We start from the raw sequence: 19,417 nt of genomic DNA, 5'->3' as shown, positions 1-19,417 counted from the left end.
GCGCAAGCCATCGACAGATGTCGAAACACCGAGGAGTCGACCGTGAACGCGCCTGCCAACATCGAGCTGCCCGTCGTCGTCATCGGAGCGGGCCCCATCGGCCTGGCCGCCGCCGCACACCTCGTCGACCAGGGCATCGAGCCCCTGGTCCTGGAGGCCGGACCGGTCGCCGGCAGCGCCGTGCGGGACTGGAGCCACGTACGGCTGTTCTCCACCTGGGGCGAGGTCGTCGACCCGGCCGCGGAGAAGCTCCTGGCCCCCACCGGCTGGGTCAAGCCGGACGAGGCCGCCTACCCGACCGGCGGCGACTGGGCCGAGCAGTACCTGCTGCCGCTGTCCGCCGTCCTGGGCGAGCGCGTCCGCGTCGGCGCCCGCGTCACCGGCGTCTCCCGCCTCGGCCGCGACCGGGTCGTGGACGCCGACCGTGAGACCCAGCCCTTCACCGTCCACATCGCACACACCGACGGCAGCGAGGAACGACTGACCGCCCGCGCCGTCATCGACGCCTCCGGCACCTGGTCCACCCCCAGCCCCATCGGTGGCGACGGCCTGCCCGCCCTCGGCGAGCGCTCCGCGGCTGGCCGGACCTCGTACCGCGTCCCGGACCTGAAGGACCCTGCCGTCCGCGCCCGGTATACCGGCAAGCGCACGGCGGTCATCGGATCCGGTGCCTCCGCGTTCACCGCGCTCGCCTACCTGGCCGACCTCGCGAAGGACGAAGCGGGTACACACACCACCTGGATCCTGCGGCGCGGCATCAGCGGCTCCACCTTTGGAGGTGGCGAAGCCGACCAGCTGCCCGCCCGCGGCGCCCTCGGTCTGGCGGCCAAGGCCGCCGTCGACAACGGCTACGCCGACGCCGTCACCGGCTTCCGCACCACCGCCGTGGAGAAGGCCGGCGACCAGCTGGTCCTCGTCGCCGAGGACGGCCGGCGCCTGGACCCGGTGGACGAGGTCATCGTCCTCACCGGCTTCCGTCCCGACCTCACCTTCCTCGACGAGCTCCGCCTCGGCCTCGACGAGCGCCTCCAGGCCCCGACCGCGCTGGCCCCGCTGATCGACCCGAACCAGCACTCCTGCGGCACCGTCTACCCGCACGGCGTCAACGAGCTCGCCCACCCGGAGAAGGACGTCTACCTCGTCGGCATGAAGTCCTACGGCCGCGCCCCGACCTTCCTGGCCATGACCGGCTACGAGCAGGTCCGCTCCATCGCCGCCGCCCTCGCCGGCGACCAGGAGGCCGCCGAACGCGTCGAACTCACCCTCCCCGAGACCGGCGTCTGCGGCGGTGCAGGCCTCTTCGACGAGCCCGAGGCCGCCGCGGCGACCGGTGGCGGCTGCTGCGCAGCCCCCGCCACCCTCACCATCGGCGCCCCCGCCTCTTCCGGCGGCTGCTGACCAGCGAAGTGACAAACCTTCACAGCGGCGTGGCCGCAACCGGGACGGGGGTCCGGTCGCGGCCGCGCGCCGCGCTGCCCGCCCTGTGCGCCACCCAGATCACCGGCTGGGGCATCATCTACTACGCGTTCCCCGTCCTCCTCTCACGCCTGACCGCCGACACCGGCTGGTCCGCCAACGCGGCAACGGGCGCGTTCTCCATGGCCCTTCTCGTCTCCGGCGTGGTGGGAATCCCGGTCGGCCGCATCCTCGACCAGCGCGGTCCCCGCGCGGTCATGACCACCGGCTCGGTCATCGGTGTGCTCGCACTCCTGCTGATCGCGGCCGCCCCCAGCCTGCCCGTCTTCTTCCTCGGCTGGATGCTGGCCGGTATAGCGATGGCTGCCACCTTCTATCCGCCCGCCTTCGCCGCCCTCACCCGCTGGTGGGGCCCCGACCGCATCCGCGCCCTGACCATCGTCACCCTCGCCGGCGGACTGGCCTCCACCGTCTTCGCCCCGCTGACCGCCGTCCTGGCAGAACACCTCAGCTGGCGGCAGACGTACGCGGTCCTCGCCGTGATCCTCGCGGCCATCACCATCCCCGCCCACGCCCTGGCCCTGCGCGCCCCCTGGCCGGCCGCACCACCCCAGCCACCCACAACGGACCGCACCCCGATCCCCCGAAGCCGCCCCTTCCTCCTCCTGGCCTCGGCCTTCACCCTCTCCAGCTTCGCCATGTACGCCGTGGTCATCGGCCTCATCCCGCTCCTCACCGAGCGCGGAGCCAGCGCGTCAACAGCCGCCTGGGCACTGGGACTCGGTGGGGCAGGACAGACCCTGGGGCGCACCCTGTACGCAAGCCTGTCGGCCCGCACATCCGTCACGACCCGCACGGCCACCCTCATCGCCCTCGGCGGCGCCACCACAGCCGCCCTCGCCCTCATCCCAGGCCCGATGCCCCTGCTGGTCGGACTCGCGGTCCTGGCAGGAATCGTCCGCGGCAACCTCACCCTTCTCCAGGCCACCGCCGTCACCGACCGCTGGGGCACCACGCACTACGGCCGCCTCTCCGGACTCCTGGGCGCCCCCGCCCACATCGCCGCAGCCCTCGCCCCTTGGGCCGGCGCCGCCCTCGCCAGCCTCCTCGGCGGATACCCGACTCTCTTTGCCGTCCTGGCAGCCGTCTCCGGAGCCTCTGTCCTTCTCGCCCTGGGCACCGCGCCGAAGTCCATCATGGAGCGCCCAGGACTCACGCCGTAGACACGTCGTCAGCGCGGCCGGCGCTTGGGAGGAACGGGACCCGGGATGACATCGAGGTCGAGATGTTCTCTGGTGCCCGCCTGGGGTACGGGTCCGGCGATCTGCGGCTGTGCCGTGTGGGCGCGAGCGACCGGACGCGGTGCCGCAGGCAGCCGGGCCCGAGAACCCCGGCTGCGTGCCCGCTGGGACGGTGTGTCAGACCATGGAGAGCCGGTCCACCAGCAGTTCCACCCTCTGCTCGGTGTCCTCCGGCGGCAGTCGTCCGGCCCGGGTCAGGGTGGCCAGCCCGTGCAGGGCCGCCCAGAACGTCTCGGTGAACAGCCCCGGGTCGACGCCGTCCCCGGCGACCTCGCCGAGGCTCTCCAGCAGCGCGGCGAAGGCGTCCTTGAGAGGTGCCGGGGTGTCCTCCTGTGCGTACGGGAGACCGCCGTCGAGCTGGAAGATGGCGTCGTAGACCGCCGGGTTGCGTGCGGCGAAGTCGAGGTAGGCGCGGGCGAGGGCGTACACCCGCTCGCGCGGGCCCTCTGCGGCGGCGGTCGCGGCACGCACCGCCGCGGCCAGCTCGGCGGCGCCCTCCAGGGCGACGGCGCCGATGATCTCCCGTTTGCCGCGGAAGTGGCTGTAGAGGACGGGCTGGCTGTATTCGATGCGCTCGGCGAGCCGACGGGTGGTGACCGCGTCCCAGCCCTGCTGCTCGGCGAGTTCGCGGGCCGTCGCCACGATGAGGCGCTCGCGCTCCGCCCGTTCGCGCTGCTTGCGTTCCTGTACCGACATGATTCGATCCTAGCACCGCTAGACAATCAAGCGGCAGCAGTACTAGCGTTGCCTCGTCAGCTAGCGGCACTAGATACCAAGAGGGTCATCATGCTCAACGCACTCGAGGTCGTCACCATCGTGGTCGTCGGCGTGATGGTGGGGGTGGAGCTCTCCGTCGCCTTCGTCATGAACCCGATCCTCAACGCCCTCCCGGAGGACAGTGGCCAACTCGGCCACGCCCACGGGGGCCGGATGCTCGGCGCCGTGATGCCGGTCTGGTACATCGGCTCGCTCGTCCTCGTCGCGGTCTGGGCCATCGCCGGATGGCACCACCACGGCACCGGCCTCGTCGTCACAGCCGGCGCGCTGCTGCTCCTCAGCGTGGTCATGTCGCTCCTGCTGCTCGTCCCGATCAACAACCGGAACAAGACGTGGACCCCCGAGAACCGGCCCGAGGACTGGAAGGAGCAGATGCACCGCTGGGAACGCTTCCACTACGTCCGCGTCGCCGTCATCATCGCCGCCTTCACCCTGCTCGTCGCCGCCCTCGTCTGAGCCCGCAGGCCGGCCCCGCGCCGGCGGCGCACGATCCCCGCTTCCCGGGCGGCAGCGGGCCACCGAACTCCCGACATCCGGGAATGCGGCTGCCGCTCAGATCCCACAACTGCGATCCCGACAAATGACGCCCCTCGATCAGCCGCGTCCGCGCGGCCTGATCAGGCCCCACACGACTCAGCAAGCTCCACGCTCACCAAGCTGACGAAGACTCGCAAGGAGAAGAACAATGTTACTGAAGAAGATCAACACTGTCCTGGCCGCCACCTTCATCCTCTTCATCCTCTGGTTCGGGACGGAGTTCATCCTGAGCCCGGAGACGACGGCGCCGGGCTTCGGCCTGCCGAGCTGGCCATCCGGCGACGGCGGCGGCTTTCTGATCATCAAGGGAATCCGCGACGTCGTCCTGGCCCTGGTCCTGGGCATCCTGCTGGTGACGGGCCACCGGCGGGCGCTGGGCTGGGTGCTGCTGGTGGAGGCCTTCGCCGCGTACGGCGACATGACCACCGTGCTGGCCCACCACGGCTCCGTGGCCACCGCGCTCGGCATCCACTGCCTGACCGCGACGCTGATGGTGGTCAACGGCCTGCTGATAATGCGCGAGACCCGCAAGGCCGCGACCGCTCCGGCAACCCCCGCCACGCAGCCCGCCTAACGCCACCTTGGCGCGTGTCGGTATTCGCCCGTCAGTGCCCGCCGGGAAGGCGAGGCGCACGAACTTCTTCCAGTGGGCGGCGGCCTGGTCTCGATTCTCCGGGACGGCGCAGCGCGCCCCCCTGCCCGATTCTCATAAACGGTGCTTGTCGCCGTCGCAGGCGTCGTCCTTCGGACTCTTCGGCGGGGCGCTCACTTGGCGGGGAAACTCCTTGGCCGGCCCTTGATACCCGGAGTCGACCTCGGCTTTCACACCGGGCCGGTGGCGGAACTGCTCGGCAATGCCCTCGCTGCGGACCGCCGTCCGGTCATGCATGCGGCCCTGCCGGACGACACCGGACAACAGCATGCGGCCCTGGCCGTCACTGAACGTCGTCGTCTTGATCGTGTTCTGCCTGCGCTTGCCCGAGACGAACGCCCGCCGGCCGGGCCGCCCCGCCTGCGGGCGGCGGACCTGAGTCTCCGCCCCGTCCAACCGCAGCTCGACCCCCTCGGCCTCGGCATAGGCAAAGACGTCCGCCAACGTCTTCAGCCGCAGGCCGGGACGGTCGGGCACTGCGAAACCCCGGGCCGCGAGCAGGGGACGGACCTGGCGGATCGCGGCGGAGACAGTGGAGCGGTCCACGCTGAAGGATTCGGCCAGGACTGCGTGCGGCAGCCCGTGCCGCAGGTGGATGAGAGCGACCAGCAACCGATCGACGAAGACCAGTTTCGGCTTGCGCCGGCCCCACCGATCGGCGCTGGGGACCGCCACGCTGATCACGTAGCGCGGACTCGCGCGCTGCTTCCCACGGAGCTGCGAGTTCTTCGAGCAACTCGCTGAAGTGCGCGCGGGAGATTGCCGGACAGGGCTGGATGGGAGCAGGCCGCACGGGCCCAGGTCAGCTTCACAACTCACCCAACTCGTGCGGCCCGTCTCATGTCACGGTCCGCAGTCCCGCATGGCCGATCCGCGGTGGCAATGTCGGCCTGTCAGCTCTCCACCGGCAGCAGCTTCTTGATCGCCGTGACGGCGGCCTGAGGTTCGTCGGCGTGGCAGCGGACCGTATGAACCTCCGCGCGCTGCCCCAACAGACTTACGGTGGTGACTGGTTGGGTCAGTTCGATAGTGATCGAGGTCTGCGACGCGATGGCCACGTCCAGCACACCGTCCTCGGACTTGTTCGCGTCCGGGAAGCGGAGTTCGTAACGGGCGGACGCGATCCGTTCCAAGGGAATCCGCAGATCGAGCCGTGCACCGCGCCGCACCCGCAGCTCGCCCGGCCCCACGACGTGTGGGCGTGTGACCGCGGCGGCGTGCAGCCCCAAGACCAGAAGCACCGTGTAGAGGTCGAGAAGCAGCATGACCAGGTGGGCGACCGGATACGCGGCGAGCATGAAGGACACCCCCAGCGTCTCGACCACGAACACGAACACCAGCCCGTACGCCGTCGGCGCCTGAGCACGCGCGTACCCGACAGCGATGTCCGCTTCCCCGACCCCGTGCGAGCGCCGAGCCACCCACAGCCCGAGGCTCGCCATCCACCGCCCCTCGTGTGCCGCCAGCAGTCGCGTCTGTGTGATGAATGCCCCGATCCCCATGTGTCTCAGTGAATCAGAGGGCCCCATAAATTCTCCCCAGGTCGTAAGTGTTGTGGTCAGGAAGATCCTTCGACCGTGCTCCCAGCGCGGGAACCCGCTCCCTGTGAAGTCCAGGACGTCGCGCCGGTTCTGCTCGGCGTCCTGCCGTACCAGGTCCTGGCGGCAGCTGCGGGCACGCCGTGCGGCGCTCGACGCCGGCGACGAGGCACTGCCCGCCCTGGTCACCAGCCGCCGTCACCTCTGGCCCCAGTTCAGGTGCCCGGAGTGTGGCTGAGTCTGGTACTTCAGCGACACCCCGTTCGGCCGACGGAAACGGTCGGACAGCCGGTACTGCTCGCCCCGGTGCAGGACAAGAGCATGGCGGCGAAGGCAGTCACGTTCGGGAAGCGTCACGGTGTGACGCCTCCCGGTGACGCTACTGCCGGGTGCCGCCGTCCTCATACAGACGACGCCGCAGACGCAGGAGCACAGCGAGATCCCCGACAGTGGCCAGACGGGTCAAGAGGCACCGGATCGCTGGATCGTCGCCGTTCCTGACCGCAAGAACGATCTGCTCGATCAACATCTCATCAGCGTCGGGAACGACCGGCGGCCGGGACGAGGCCCAACCATGGTCGTCCCGACCACTCGGCCCTGCCGGACCCGTCAGCTCTGGTGGCATCCCCACATTCAACGGACGCCGCAGCCTGAGGTCACCCCGCCGGGACCTTGACACCACAGCTGGAGTGGAGCAGTTCGGCGACTTCCAGCTCGAAGCGGGAGCGGCCGAAGCCGTTGCATCGCGGGCAGCCGGAGCCGTTCGCGCGCACGTAAACCGGGGACGACCATTCGTGACCGCGGCTGCACCGCAAACGGCACCGGTCGTTCGCCTGTGCGGGCATATCGGGAACCATCCTGCCGAAGTGAGTTTCGTTGGCCACGAGCTGACCGACCAGGTGAGGATGCGTATCGGCGAGGGACATGCCCGGGCGGGGAGCACGACGGGGCGCGGCGCTCTGGATGACTCCGCACCTCGGGCAACCGCTGCTCTTCGCACCCGATTTGCGATTGTGGCCTCCCAAGCGTGGCCACACTCCATACAGCGCCACACGCACCGGTCGATCGATGCCGACCGACGCTCCTCCAGACCAACGCCGGGCGAAGTGAGATTCTCGATCAGTTCCGCGACGAGAGCCGGTGCTCGATCCGCGGCCGAGACGTCCTCGCGGACCGCTCGCCGAGCAGCTGCGCAACGCTCGTTCGCGCACCGGGGGCAACCTCTTCCCGCTGTTCGGTTGGCCACAGTCGCCACCCACTCGTGTCCGCAGCACGCGCATCTCCAGCAGCACCTCTGTTGTGAGCCTGCACGCAGTCGGGGCGCCTTGACAGCCCAAGTGGTTAGCCGCCATATTACTTGCATGACGAGGGACGGCATCGATGGCGAGGCACCCACGCTGGACCAGGCCAGGCGGCAGGTCGAGCACTACGGCCTGGAGGTCGACCCGCAGGCGGTACTGGTCGCGGTGCGGCTGATCTCGGCGGGCGCGCGGGTCGGGCGGGCGGCCGAGGCGCACTTCGCCCGGTTCGGCCTGTCGACGGGGCGCTACCGCCTGCTCGCCGACCTCGAAGGCCACGGCGGGGAGAAGTCCCCCTCGCACCTCGCGGTCGACCTCGGTGTCTCCAGGGCCACGGTCACCGGACTACTGGACGGTCTTGAGCGCGAGGGCCTGATCGCCCGCCGCCCGTCCACGGAGGACGGCCGGGGAACGGTGGCTGTCCTGACCGCGCGCGGGGCGCAGCGCCTGCGCGACATGGCATCCGAGCATTTCGGGCGGCTCGAGGCGATGGTCGGCGGACTTTCCGTCGAGGAGCGCGCGGTGTTCCTGGATCTCCTCGCCCGTGTCGTGCGCGGCAGTGCGGCCCTGGCCGCCGACTGACGCGACCCCAGCCGGTTTGGCCCCACCCTCCAGGTAGGGCCCTTTTTACGAAGTAATAGTTAGCCCCCTAATTATTAAAGAGAAAGAGGCCAGCATGTCCGCAACGAAGGACAGACCCAGCCGAGTCCGGGCAGCCTCCCGGCCATCCCGGCCATTCATCCTGTGGCGCGAGGTGCTGACCGCCTACGCCGCCCCCGCGCTCATGGCCGGTACCGCCGGAGTCGTCACCGGGCAGCAGGACCTGGCCGTGGCCGCTTGTACCTCCATCGCCGGCACCTCCGCCGCAGTGGCATTCCTCGTCGGCACCTGGCTGCGACACGGCGGGCAGCCCCGACGGTGGACCACCACCACGCCGCGCGTCGCCCTGACCGCCGCACTCGTCATCACCGCCGTCGGCGCGGCAGCCCTGCTGGGATGGTTCACCGCCCAATGGCTACCCGCCCACACCCCGATCCCCGCCACCCCGTGGCTGGAGCGCCTGCGCATCGACCTGCCCGTCTCCGCAGCCCTCGCCACCACCATCGTCACCCTGCGCTGGCGCAGCACCACCACGGCATCCCGGGCATAGCCCCCTCCGATACCGGCCCACCCGCCCCACGCCCCCAACCCGACCGACCCCGACCCGACCCAGCCCACCCCGGCAGCACCCGCCGCCGGGAAGTCACCAAGGAATGAGCACACGATGATCGTTGTCATGGGAGCGACCGGAGCAACCGGGAACGCCCTGCTCCACAGCCTGCACACGCTCGGCACACCCGTCCGCGCACTGACCCGCACCCCGCACAGGCCGATCCCCGGCACGGCCGACGCACACCAGCCGCCCGTTGAGGTTCAGTACGCCGACGCCACCGACCCCCACTCCCTGCGCACCGCCTTCAAGGGCGCCGACCGGCTCTTCCTCGCCATGGCCAACAGCCCGGCACAGGTCGAACTCGAAACCCGCGTCATCGACATCGCCGCCCACACGGGCATCGGACACATCGTCAAGATCTCCGTGCCCGCCGCCGAACCCGACTCCCCCGTCGCCATCTCCCGCGGACACCACGCCGTCGAGGAACACCTGCGCGCCAGCGGCCTCGGCCACACCATCCTGCGCCCCTACGCGTTCATGCAGAACGTCCTGCGCCTGGCCCCCACCGTCGCCCAGGGCGTCATCCTCGGCACGACGGGCGACGCACTCTTCAACTACATCGACTGCCGCGACATCGGCGATGTCGCCGCCGCCGCCCTCACCAGGCCCGACATCGCCGGTGGCACCTACACCCTGACCGGACCCGAGGCCGTCTCCTACCCCGAACTCGCCTCACGACTGACCACCCTGACCGGCAATCAGATCCGTTACGTGAACCTCACCTCGGACGAACTGCGCGACAACCTCGTCAAGAACGCCCACATGCCGACCTGGCTCGCCGACCACGTGACGGAGATCCAGCAACTCGCCGTTGCCCGACCCGAGGCCCCCAACACCACCGTCAGCGACATCCTCGGCCGCCCGCCCCGCACCCTCGACGTCTTCCTGCACGAACACCAGGCCCGCTTCCGCCGATAGGACGCCGCCTCAAACCTGGTCAAAGAACTGCGAACCGCCCCGCCGCACAAGGCAGATGGCCGGTCATCGGCTCGGCGGTGGGCGGAGCGGGTGATTCTCCGCCCGGCCGCCGGGATGCCGGGCATGCCGATCGGCGACGACGTCCGCTCGGGAACGCCACGAAGCCGGAGGTGCAGTGGCAGCGCGTTCGAACAGCCAGACAGTCGCCTCCACCAGACCCCTGGCGGCCTCAAGAGGTGTGGTGAAGGTCCGTGCCGTCTCTGCGACGGTATGGCCGCCGCAATCCACTTCGGGAGGCACTGGAGTGATCCTGGATTCGAACAGCCTCTGTGCGGAGATGAGCTGATCTCCCTCTCTGAAGGTCTACTTCGAGTCATGTGACTTTTGATCCTGCCGATCGGATCCGGGGAGCGTGGCCGAGCCCGCCGCACACGCCTCTTGCGGTAGTTCCCGGATGGAGGGCCGCGGGGCCCTGAGAGCCGGGGGCGGCACCTCGAAGGCGTAACAGCCTGCCACCGACCGCTCATACACGAAGATGAAGGTCCGTGGCGGTCCCTGACCGAGCACTTCCGCGACCACGGTGACGGCCTCGCCCTGCCGCGTCACACCGACGAAGCCCTTGGCGGACTTCGACGGAGGGAAGACCTGAGCGATCTCCGTATCGGGAAGGCTGCCGTCGGCCGCTGCCTCGCCCAGCCGGCCGCGGAGCACTTCGACGTTCTCCCGCAGGTCCTTGCGCGCCTGGGCCTCATCACGCGCCGGCTGTGTCTCCAGCCAGATCCACACGCCGACGACGACCACGAGCAGTAGTCCCAGAAGGGTCAGGCATCCGTTGAGAAGGCAGCCGCCCGGCGTACCCGTCCGAACCTGTGATCGTCTCGCCATAGACACAGCGTGTACCGCAGGTACACGACAGGCCAATCCACTGCCCCAAGTCGTGACCGAAGTGCATCATCACCAGCGAAGCACCTCGCGGGACCCTACATCGCCGCCTCTCATCGGCACGCCCTTCGAACGCTCCCGGACTCACCGCCCTCCCGAAGTGGTGAACATGTGCTGTCGGTTCTCGGGTTCTGGCTCAACTTCTGTGGAGCTGCGCCATGCGTGCTCGTGCCCGTGTCAGGCCAACTCGCTGACCTGCAGATTCTCGTCGTTCGGTGTCCCGGCGTACTGAGTGTCGAACCGGCACCACAGAAGTTGAGCCAGAGCCGGTTCTCGGGAACAAAGCCAATCAGTGGTGTGGCCAGCCGGGGGTGCCGGTAGGCGGCGTAGGTGACGGCCCCGAGGGGCACCTCGGTCAGCCGGCTGCGGCGGCGGATCTTGTACCAGCAGCGCGCCGAGGGCCGTAGGGCTGGTTCATGCCCTTGACCACCAGGCCTTGTGCACATTCGGTCACTGGCCATATACCTGGCGCCATGATTGTGACCGCGTGGCGTGTGCGGGCCACGGCGGAGGAATTCGACCTCCCTCCCGACGGAGTGCCTTTCGATGTACGGCTGCTGACGGAGGGCCGGGCGGAGTGGCTGCGTGAGGTGGGCGTGGAGGCAGGGACACCCTTCCTCGTCTCACCGGTGTTCGAGTACGACGTCGTCCTGAACCGCTTCTTCCGGTCACCGGGGATGCGGATGCACGCGGTGAACACCCAGTTCGGCTACGCCCGGGACCTTGCGGCGTTCCTGACGTTCCTGTGGCAACGAGTGCCCGCCGCCGGCCAATGCCCGGCCGCGCCGACGTTCCGAGCCGCTGCCGACGCCCCGGCCTCGGAGACCGGCCGCAGCCCGAGCGTGCTGGCACTGGCCACCCGGCTTGGCCTCGCCAACACCACCTTCCGCCGCAACTTCCCCGACATCTGTGCAGAGCTGGCAGCCGCCCCGATGATGGCAACCGCCTCGAAGGCCGTCGACAACTTCACCGCTGTGAAGGCCGACAATGCCCGCCTGCACCGCGACAAACGCGAGCTCGCCGAGCAGGTCGAACTCGCCATCGCCGCCATTCAGCGCCTCAGCGTGGACAACGACCGGTTGCGAACCGCACTGCACGAAGCACGCTCCATCGCCCCACTACCCCGGCGGCCACGCTGACCGCTCAGTTTGCCGTTTGACCGGCTGCCCATCCTCACCGAGGGATTGCAGGTCCCCGATCCACTCGAAGCGTGGTACTCAGGCTGGGCCCGCCGAGCCTCGTTTGTCCTCAACGTGGACGACGTGAAGCTCGGTGCCGTCCCGGTGGCGCTTGGAACGTCCGAACAGCCCTACAGCGATGTGCGACTGATCCTGAGGCTCATCGGGGCCGACATAGGTAAGGACGTCGCTGTGATGACCGGTGGCGACCCATCCCGCGAAACGTCCTTGAGGTCGATCACCCCAAAGCTCCTGCCCAAGATCCGGCGTGCGCCGGGCCGAACTTCTTCAGGAGGTCGGTGGCCTGTTCGGCAAGCTTCCCGTCCGGAGCGGTCAGCACGACACAGGTGCCATGCTCGAACAGCACCAACGACTTGCGAGGGTCGGCGAGAAGCTGCTGCCAGACATCCAGTCTCTCGATGCTCACGCCGATCATCATGCCGCAGGGCATCGACACAGGTTGACGATCGGCCGACGGCTCCTGCGAATACGCGGCTCCTGACCATGCGGGCCTACCAGTCCCAGGCCGGGATGGCACCCCCGCAATCGGCTGAACCCGGTCAAGCGGTCAGCCGCGAACCCTGTCCACAAGACCCCTTGTCGCTAGCTGTCGTCGGTTGTCCTCCCTAAGGGGGACGGGACTACGAGTGGACGGGCGGGTCCGTCCCGGAAGCCCCGGCGGATACGCGGATCTTGGGGATGAGTCTCGGCCACGTGTCCGGATTTCAGGTGGTACGTGCGGGGGACGGAAGGTCCGTTCTTGGGAGGGATCCGGCCTGACCTGCTCGTCCAACACAGTTGAGACGCAAGCGATTTCACCCGACGAAGGAACGAAACCACGCGCATGAAACGTCTCACACGGCTGCTCGCCACCGCCGGACTCCTCGCCGCCGCCCTTCCCGGGCTGGCGACGCCATCGGCCTCCGCCGCCCCGACCCCCGCGTACCTGCGACAGACGCCGGCCTGGCACCGCTGCAGCCCCGATCGGCCGGCGGCGTACGAGTGCGCCACCCTCAAGGTGCCGCTCGACTACCAGCGTCCCGAAGGGCGCACCCTGGACCTCGCCATATCCCGGATGAAGAGCGAGAACCCCGCCAAGCGGCGTGGCGTCCTCCTCCTCAACCCGGGCGGCCCCGGAGCCTCTGGTCTCTACCGGCCGATACGGACGAATGCCGAGATGCCCAAGGACGTCCGCGACCGCTACGACCTCATCGGCTTCGACCCGCGCGGCGTCGGCGAGAGCAGCCCGATCGGCTGTGGTGATCTGAGCGAAGTGGAGGTGGGCGTCGGCGGGGCGTACCGGCCCGAGACCTTCGCCTCGGACGTGTCCTGGGCGCGCGGAATCGCCGACAAGTGCCGTGAGAAGTCGGGCGATGTGATTCCGTACATCACCACCCGCAACACGGCGCGCGACATGGACGTCATCCGCGCCGCACTAGGGGAACGGACGGTCTCGTACCTGGGCTACTCGTACGGGACGTACCTCGGCGCGGTGTACTCCCAGATGTTCCCGGAGCGCACCGACCGGTTCGTCCTGGACAGCGGCGTGGACCCGGGGCGCGTCTGGCGCGGCATGATCCAGGCGTGGGGGACCGAAGCCGAGCCCGCCTTCGAACGGTGGACCCGGTGGGCGGCGGAGCGCTCGGACACTTATGGGCTCGGCGCCACGCCCGAGGCGGTCTCGGCCACCTTCTGGGCGCTGGTGGCGCGGGCCGACCGGGACCCGATCATCCACCACGGGGAGAAGGTGACGGGTGACTACATCAGGGCCGACCCGTCGCTCTTCTTCGATCCCCACGGCGCCTCGGCCGTCGTCAAGTCCATCAAGGCATCGGCCGACAAGGCGCCCCAGCCGCCGGGTGGCACCGCTCCGGGCGGCATGGCTCCGGGTGGCATCGATCCGGGCGCGAGCGGGAAGGGCGCCGACAGGAAGGGGCCCGTCGCGCAGTCACCGCTCGGCGGCGTCCGGACCGGCGTCCCGGGCGTCGACGCGGGAGGGGCGTCGGAAGGTCCGGACGCCACCCCCGCCAGCAACGCCACCGCCGTGTACTGGGCCGTGGTGTGCGGGGACACGGACAGCTGGCCCCGCGATCCGGAGCAGTACGCGCGGGACGCGGCGCGGGACAAGGTGAAGCACCCGCTGTACGGGGACTTCGCGTCGAACATCAAACCGTGCGCCTTCTGGCAGCGGCCGCTGGAGCCCACCACGCCCATGAAGACCCGGGCCGATGTCCTGACCGTACAGAACGAGTGGGATCCGATGACCCCGCTCGGCACCGGCCAGGGGCTGCACCAGTCGCTCAAGGGGTCACGGATGGTGCTGGCGCTGGGGGGTGAGGGGCATGGTGTGTATCTCTCCAACCCCACGGCCTGCGCCAACATACCCGTCAACGCGTACCTGTCGACGGGACGGCTGCCCGCGAAGGACGTGACCTGCCACAACCCGCCGCCCACCCCGGATCCGGAGGGTGCTGGAGCCCGCTAACGACAGGGCCCGGCCGCCCGGCCCCGCTGCAATCGGCTGAACCCGGTCAAGCGGTCAGCCGCGAACCTGTCCACAAAATGCCCTCGACGCCGGAGACGTCCGTCCAGTCCTCCAGCCACTCCCGCGCCTTGGCCAGGTCGGTAGTCATCGGACACAGCGTCCACGGGGCCGACAGGCCGTGGTCCGTGAACAGGGCCTCCAGCAGGGCGCGGCGCTCCCGGTACGACGGGCCAGCAGCTCCACCCCGTCCAGCTGCAGGACGTCGAACGCAACGAAATAGGCCGGCCACCGGGCGGCCAGGCGAGATGCGCTTGCGTATCGGCTCTCGCCTCGCCTGACCCCCTGGGAGCGCCCCTGCGGCGGCAGCCGGCACCGTGCGGGAGGTCAGCTGCTCAGGCGTGCCAGTCGGTACGCCTCTTGGAGGAGTTGGAAGGTCTTGTGGTCGCCGTCGCTGGTGTCGGGGTGCCACTTGAGCGCGGCTGTTTTTGTACCGCTTGCCTGTCGCCGTCTGGCGCATCCGAGCACAGTGGAGCCGCCGGCCGACAGGGGCCGCACATACCCGGCCCAGTGCGAGGGGAAGCGGCGGCGGTCAGCCGATCGGCTGCCGGGACTCGGCTCGCACCTTCAAGGTGGTCTCGGCGACCTTGACCAGGTCAACGGACCCGGGCTTCTGCCCCACGATCTCCGGGGTGACCACGCCGACCGAGGCACCGGTGTTCTCATCCGCCCATGCGCACATCGGCAGGGTGCTCTCGGCACCGCCCTGCCTCATCGTCAGCACCTGGCAGGACAGGGTGATGCCGGAACCAGGGGGCGTGATCTCCCGGGCGGGGACCGCCAGGGTCGCGCCTTCGGCGTCCGCCGCGCCGCCCAGCATCTTCCTGCGGGCGCCTTCGGGGTCCTTGAACTGGCCGTACATCCCGGAGAAGACCAGGGCACCCTGTCCCTTCGGGGAGTTGGAGTTGTACTGGCCGACGACCGGCTTCGGATTGCGGATCTTCGAGTCGTAGCTGCCCTTCAGGGCTTTCTTTCCCTCGGTGTCCGACAGGTCCTGGACCAGCTCGTACTTGCCGTCCAGCATGGTCTTGGGAACAGTGAGCCGGTACCGGGCCTCGGGGAAGCCGGATCCGCTCGCCAAGGATCCGGCCCCCGCCAGCAGCCTCACGCCGAATCCGAGGACGCCGAGCACCACAAACGAGCCCGCGACGATCCCGATCACCATGCCCGTCCGCTTCTTGCGCGGCGAGCCCGTCGGGGGCTGGCCCCACACACCCTGACCGGGATACGGCTGCGGCGGGTAGGGGTGACCCGGGTACTGCTGCTGGTACGGGTGGGGTGAGGACTGCGGGGCGTGCAGCTGTCCACCGTACGGATTCGGGGGCTGCGAAGACCCGTAAGGGCCAGGGGGCTGCGACATGCTCATGCCCGAACGCTACGTCAGCCCCGCATGCCGGAGCCGACCCAGGGTGCGCCGGTCGTAGGGTTCACTGGGTGAGTGACATCTATGAGTTGATGATTGCCGTCGATTTGAGGGACGAGATATCCGAGCAGGAGCTCGCCGAGCTGAGCTGGCATCTGGGGACCGGGCCCCAACCTGAGCGCCTGTCCATCGTCACCGAGTTCCCGGTCGTAGTGGTGGACGACTCTGGGGTCCCGGAGATTGAGGACGACCCCTATCCGCTGCTGGCCGGGGACGGCACAGCCTGGCGGGTGGGTGGTGTGCTCTGCTCGGCACTGACCCGTCGCGCGGACCTGCCGTGGAAGGGCTGGTCGCTGACGTCCCGCCAGGAGATCCACCCCGACGAGTTCGAGAAGGTCGGCGAGCTGCTCTGCTGGCTGGCCGCAAGGGCTCACGAAACGCACCAACTCGGGGATGGCTCAGTCGGGATCGGATCCTTCAGGTTCTATGAAGACGAGGCTCCGGATGCACTTCAGGTCAAGAGCGAGCAGGTCAACTGGCCGACCTGAGAGATGCAGCGAGCAACCTCGGGCCCCCCCAACGGACCGAAAAAACGCCCCTCTTGCCCGAGCCCCGCGCGCCTCAGAAGCGGTGCACCGGCGCCGCCCCCGCCACCCAGTGCCAGTTAACCGGGGCGTACTGCCGCTTGAGCGCGTTGCGCGCAGGACCGTAGCCCTTCAGGGCGGCCCGCACCGCGTCCTCCAGGTCGCCGAGGTCCTCCGGCACCGGCACGCGCAGCAGCAGGTGCTGCTTGTGGTGGACCAGCAGCAGCTCGCCGGCGGGGGTGCAGTCCATCAGGGCGAAGTGGGTGAGCGCCTTGAAGGGCGCGTCCCCGGTGGGGATCCGGGCCCGCATCCGCCCCTCGGCGTCCCACGCGTACAGGCCGTAGCGGTTGAGGTGGAAGGCCCGCGCCCGGTACGCGTCGCCCGCCACGGTGTAGCAGAGCCCGGTGAACGGACTGTCCTCGTAGCGGTGCATCCCCTCCAGCTTCCCCCGCGCCGCGCCCTGCCCGTCGAGCAGCAGGAACGAGAACACCTGCCCGCGGCTGCCCGACCGGTACGTCCGGCCGAAGACGGGGACGACGAACAGGTCGTCGCCCATCGCCGCCGGGCGGCCCATCCGGCAGTCCGCGTAGTCGTAGCGGGCGCGGTCGTCCGTGGAGACCATCTCGGTCAGCGAGGGGGAGGGCCGGTTCGCGCCGCCGACGGGGGCACCGTCGAAGACGACGTGCGGATTCCGGTCGGCCGCGGTCTGCCGGTCGGTGCGCGCGTCGTGCGTTGCGATGGCCCGCAGGGTGGCCTTGGCGCCGGGGCCGAGCGTGCTGCCGGGCTCGGAGAGCGAGACCAGGTTGGTGACCCTCCCGGCCCGGTTGGACACCCCGTACTCGGCCGTCGCGCACAGCAGCCGGCCGGAGGGCGTGACGTCCACCGAGACGGCGAACGGATCACCCGTGCGCTCCGTTTCCCCCGCCCATCCCCATGGCGAGCGCCAGGACTCCACGAGGCAGTCCAGACTGGCCGAGAAGAGGTGGGTGTTCCCCGGCTTGGAGCTGACCGCCACCGTCCCGTCCGGGAGGACGGCCAGGTCGAAGTCCGAGCCCTCGGTGAGCCCCGTCGGGACGTTGCCGGGCGTCGGACCGCCGAGCAGGGCCGTGGCGGTGGGCGTCCCATCGACGTCGTACCGGATGATCAGGTGGTACGTGAAGTTCTGCCGGAAGGGGTCGTGGGAGGCGACGTCCTGCGGCCGGTAGCGGACCGCCGCGCACAGCACGTACGTCTCACCGGCCGCGTTCGCGACAGCGTCGTGTGCCCTGAACCCCCACCCGTCGGAGGGCCGGGCGGTCAGGTCGACACGGTGCCCGTCGACGACGGACGCGGGCAGGGTCAGGGGCAGGATCGAAACCATGATCACCATCATGCCCCCGGCCACTGACACGACCCACGCCCCCGTCCTCCCAGCCTCCCCCGACACCCACCCGACCAGGCATCCACCGCGCCCCACCCACACCAGGAAGCACTACTACAGCCGCCGGTAGCGGTCCAGGAGCTCCTGGGCCTGGTCACCAGTGATCCCAAGAGCCGTACCGAGTTCGTCCGGCTCCATTGACGTGCTCGCGGCACGAGCGGCGGGCGACATGGCGAAAGCGACGTCCCGGGCCGCCGCAGGCAGCATCGCTTCACCGGAAGCCTCCAAGTCGTATGCCGCTGGCCCGGACGGTCAGCTCCGGAAGGCTGCCGCCTTGGGCCCGGGCTGCATCAGCAGCGCGTTCAGGGGGCGCGTCCGTGTGGGCTGGACCACTTCCAGCCAGCCGTCTCCGTCGGCGAGGCAGTACGGGATGCTCTGGTAGCCCTGCCACTTCCAGTTGATCCACCAGCGAGGTTCGCTCCGGTGTCCCGCGCGGCGCCGCACCGTGGGCAGCCGCTGACCGGCCAGCTCAACGTCGTCAAGTTCGGCCTCGAATTCCTTCATGCGGGCCAGGCCGGCCAGTGCCGCGCGGCGCAGCGGGCTGTCATCGCGCCACCGGCGAAAGGCGAAGCGCATGTCCGGGGTCGTGAGCAGGTCGGTGTCGTCGGGCGGGTCGGGCAGTTCGATGCGGGAGATGATGACGGCTCCTTGCTGCTGCCACCCGATCAGTTCCGCCCTCACCTGGCGGGGGATGTAGCGTTCGAAGCCTTCGAACGCGTCGATCATGTCGTGGCGCTCGGCCCGGTCCGCGTCCGGGTCCTCGGCGACCGCGTGGAGCACACCGAGGGCCTGGGCAAGGGTGCCGCCCCGCTCCCACAGCGCAAGCATGGACGCGCCCTCCGCCTCCAGTTGTTCCCGCGCGGAGTTCTCGAACTGGAATTGCAGCCCGCGGGAAGACCCGGCGAGGGCACGGCGCAGCGGCGCGTACGGGTTGCCCCCGGAAAACACGGCGTGGACGACGGCCTGCGTCATCCGTTCGTCGCGGTCGAATCGGATGGCGACGTCGACATCGTGGGGCTCGGTGGCGCCCCGCGTGAAGCTCCCGAACAGCCACATCTGCCGCACCAACGGGAGCGGCCATTCCTGGTCGCTGTCGAGGCGCTGAAGCATCGCTTCGACCAGTCCAACGGCTCGGGCTCGCTTCATGTCAGGCCTCCCTCGTTCACGCCGGGTGCCGGCCTAGCGACCAAGAGAGACCGTCGTGTCCGCCCGTGTACGTGGATGCAGGTGCACAGTGGTGGACCATCGCGCGCCCTGGAGCGGAGTCGGGTCATCCTTCACCTGCGCCTTCATCAGCGAATTGATTCGGCACGCGCGACGAATCGGGCGAGTTCCTCGGCGGCGCCGCGGGGCAGGCCTGTGAGGGCTGCCTCCGGCAATGCCCTGATCACGGCACACAGCTGCGCGGCGAGGTCGGGCAACAGGGACCAGGCCGAAGCGGGGACGTTGACGGTGGCAAGCAGGAGGTCGCCCTCGTAGAAGTAGGCGTCGAGCAGCGGCTCCTCAAGCAGCAAGCGCACTGCGAGCGGAAGCACGTACGACAGCGCCACCTGCTGTGAGATGAGGGTCCGCAGATCCGCCGGCCCGAGTTCGCCCAGCGGAACACGCCGCAACTCATGGACCTTGCGGACCAAATGGGTCGCGTCAGAGACAGGAGGCGCCCAGCGGGGCGGGTCCAGCTCATCGAGCGGGCGGTCGAGGTGCAAGAGATGGTCCATGGTTCATTCTCGCCAGAACA

Annotated in this window: 22 protein-coding genes and 1 pseudogene; 10 read left to right on the top strand and 13 right to left on the bottom strand. The window is 69.5% G+C overall.

The genetic code is table 11. The annotated features are described in order from the left end of the window. Positions 1–42 precede the first annotated feature (42 nt). Together OHT74_RS38705 and OHT74_RS38700 are read left to right on the top strand one after the other, a co-directional pair. Entirely contained in the window at positions 43–1,398 is a 1,356-nt protein-coding gene (locus tag OHT74_RS38705; RefSeq protein WP_328622939.1) for an NAD(P)-binding domain-containing protein, read from the top strand. Positions 1,399–1,406: 8 nt separating this feature from the next. Continuing rightward, positions 1,407–2,639, top strand: a complete 1,233-nt coding sequence (locus OHT74_RS38700) for an MFS transporter (protein ID WP_328622938.1) — start codon at positions 1,407–1,409, stop codon at positions 2,637–2,639. Positions 2,640–2,834: 195 nt separating this feature from the next. Here the strand turns inward: OHT74_RS38700 and OHT74_RS38695 are convergent, their stop codons facing one another. Then, positions 2,835–3,413: a TetR/AcrR family transcriptional regulator gene (locus tag OHT74_RS38695; RefSeq protein WP_328622937.1), complete on the bottom strand. Its 579-nt coding sequence runs from the start codon at positions 3,411–3,413 to the stop codon at positions 2,835–2,837. A gap of 90 nt (positions 3,414–3,503) precedes the next feature. Between OHT74_RS38695 and OHT74_RS38690 the strand changes: the two genes are divergently transcribed. After that, complete coding sequence (locus OHT74_RS38690; RefSeq protein ID WP_266671576.1) at positions 3,504–3,950, top strand: DUF1772 domain-containing protein; 447 nt, start codon at positions 3,504–3,506, stop codon at positions 3,948–3,950. A gap of 229 nt (positions 3,951–4,179) precedes the next feature. Beyond that, positions 4,180–4,605, top strand: a complete 426-nt coding sequence (locus OHT74_RS38685; protein ID WP_328622936.1) for a DUF4267 domain-containing protein — start codon at positions 4,180–4,182, stop codon at positions 4,603–4,605. Between the two features lie 132 nt (positions 4,606–4,737). Here OHT74_RS38685 and OHT74_RS38680 read toward each other — a convergent pair whose 3' ends face one another. The 5 genes and pseudogenes from OHT74_RS38680 to OHT74_RS42285 all read right to left on the bottom strand — a co-directional run. Further along, positions 4,738–5,367 (bottom strand): transposase family protein, encoded by a 630-nt coding sequence (locus OHT74_RS38680; RefSeq protein WP_328622935.1) that lies wholly within the window; start codon positions 5,365–5,367, stop codon positions 4,738–4,740. A gap of 209 nt (positions 5,368–5,576) precedes the next feature. Beyond that, a complete protein-coding gene (locus tag OHT74_RS38675; protein WP_328622934.1) occupies positions 5,577–6,125 on the bottom strand; it encodes a hypothetical protein in 549 nt (182 codons plus the stop codon). Positions 6,126–6,600: 475 nt separating this feature from the next. Further along, a complete protein-coding gene (locus OHT74_RS38670) occupies positions 6,601–6,750 on the bottom strand; it encodes a hypothetical protein (protein ID WP_328622933.1) in 150 nt (49 codons plus the stop codon). 127 nt (positions 6,751–6,877) lie between these two features. Further along, entirely contained in the window at positions 6,878–7,066 is a 189-nt protein-coding gene (locus tag OHT74_RS42290) for a zinc-ribbon domain-containing protein (protein ID WP_443047760.1), read from the bottom strand. 158 nt (positions 7,067–7,224) lie between these two features. After that, positions 7,225–7,584: pseudogene (locus OHT74_RS42285) on the bottom strand (zinc-ribbon domain-containing protein); the annotation flags it as partial. Between OHT74_RS42285 and OHT74_RS38665 the strand changes: the two are divergent. The 3 genes from OHT74_RS38665 to OHT74_RS38655 all read left to right on the top strand — a co-directional run bounded on the left by OHT74_RS38665 (position 7,583) and on the right by OHT74_RS38655 (position 9,650). Then, positions 7,583–8,101, top strand: coding sequence for a MarR family winged helix-turn-helix transcriptional regulator (locus tag OHT74_RS38665; RefSeq protein ID WP_328622932.1), 519 nt, complete (start codon positions 7,583–7,585; stop codon positions 8,099–8,101). The pseudogene OHT74_RS42285 and the gene OHT74_RS38665 overlap by 2 nt on opposite strands. A 172-nt stretch (positions 8,102–8,273) precedes the next feature. Beyond that, positions 8,274–8,669, top strand: coding sequence for a hypothetical protein (locus OHT74_RS38660; protein WP_323139639.1), 396 nt, complete (start codon positions 8,274–8,276; stop codon positions 8,667–8,669). Positions 8,670–8,783: 114 nt separating this feature from the next. Further along, complete coding sequence (locus tag OHT74_RS38655) at positions 8,784–9,650, top strand: NmrA family NAD(P)-binding protein (RefSeq protein WP_443047645.1); 867 nt, start codon at positions 8,784–8,786, stop codon at positions 9,648–9,650. A gap of 363 nt (positions 9,651–10,013) precedes the next feature. On the opposite strand, the gene OHT74_RS38650 is transcribed toward OHT74_RS38655, so the two are convergent. Then, a complete protein-coding gene (locus OHT74_RS38650; RefSeq protein WP_328622930.1) occupies positions 10,014–10,451 on the bottom strand; it encodes a hypothetical protein in 438 nt (145 codons plus the stop codon). Between the two features lie 614 nt (positions 10,452–11,065). Here OHT74_RS38650 and OHT74_RS38645 point away from each other — a divergent pair. Next, positions 11,066–11,731, top strand: a complete 666-nt coding sequence (locus OHT74_RS38645; RefSeq protein WP_328622929.1) for a hypothetical protein — start codon at positions 11,066–11,068, stop codon at positions 11,729–11,731. Positions 11,732–12,008: 277 nt separating this feature from the next. Here the strand turns inward: OHT74_RS38645 and OHT74_RS38640 are convergent, their stop codons facing one another. Further along, positions 12,009–12,197 (bottom strand): hypothetical protein, encoded by a 189-nt coding sequence (locus OHT74_RS38640; protein WP_328622928.1) that lies wholly within the window; start codon positions 12,195–12,197, stop codon positions 12,009–12,011. Positions 12,198–12,614: 417 nt separating this feature from the next. On the opposite strand from OHT74_RS38640, the gene OHT74_RS38635 reads away from it, so the two are divergent. Further along, positions 12,615–14,255, top strand: coding sequence for an alpha/beta fold hydrolase (locus OHT74_RS38635; protein ID WP_328622927.1), 1,641 nt, complete (start codon positions 12,615–12,617; stop codon positions 14,253–14,255). A 589-nt stretch (positions 14,256–14,844) separates the two neighbouring features. On the opposite strand, the gene OHT74_RS38630 is transcribed toward OHT74_RS38635, so the two are convergent. Beyond that, entirely contained in the window at positions 14,845–15,678 is an 834-nt protein-coding gene (locus tag OHT74_RS38630) for a hypothetical protein (RefSeq protein ID WP_328622926.1), read from the bottom strand. A gap of 68 nt (positions 15,679–15,746) precedes the next feature. Between OHT74_RS38630 and OHT74_RS38625 the strand changes: the two genes are divergently transcribed. Further along, positions 15,747–16,223 carry a hypothetical protein gene (locus OHT74_RS38625; RefSeq protein WP_328622925.1) on the top strand — a complete coding sequence of 159 codons (477 nt, stop codon included), beginning with the start codon at positions 15,747–15,749 and terminating at the stop codon, positions 16,221–16,223. 73 nt (positions 16,224–16,296) lie between these two features. Here the strand turns inward: OHT74_RS38625 and OHT74_RS38620 are convergent, their stop codons facing one another. From OHT74_RS38620 to OHT74_RS38605, 4 genes are all read right to left on the bottom strand, one after another. Beyond that, the gene (locus tag OHT74_RS38620) at positions 16,297–17,619 is read right to left on the bottom strand and encodes a hypothetical protein (RefSeq protein ID WP_328622924.1); all 1,323 of its coding nucleotides are present in this window, start codon (positions 17,617–17,619) and stop codon (positions 16,297–16,299) included. Between the two features lie 114 nt (positions 17,620–17,733). Continuing rightward, positions 17,734–17,886 carry a hypothetical protein gene (locus OHT74_RS38615; protein WP_328622923.1) on the bottom strand — a complete coding sequence of 51 codons (153 nt, stop codon included), beginning with the start codon at positions 17,884–17,886 and terminating at the stop codon, positions 17,734–17,736. Positions 17,887–17,931: 45 nt separating this feature from the next. After that, entirely contained in the window at positions 17,932–18,825 is an 894-nt protein-coding gene (locus tag OHT74_RS38610; RefSeq protein ID WP_328622922.1) for a nucleotidyltransferase domain-containing protein, read from the bottom strand. 146 nt (positions 18,826–18,971) lie between these two features. Then, entirely contained in the window at positions 18,972–19,397 is a 426-nt protein-coding gene (locus OHT74_RS38605; protein WP_328622921.1) for a contact-dependent growth inhibition system immunity protein, read from the bottom strand. Between the last annotated feature and the right edge of the window lie 20 nt (positions 19,398–19,417).

The sequence above is a fragment of the Streptomyces sp. NBC_00354 genome (genome assembly GCF_036106915.1).
Taxonomy (GTDB): domain Bacteria; phylum Actinomycetota; class Actinomycetes; order Streptomycetales; family Streptomycetaceae; genus Streptomyces.
This window is presented reverse-complemented; position numbering and strand designations above follow the sequence as displayed.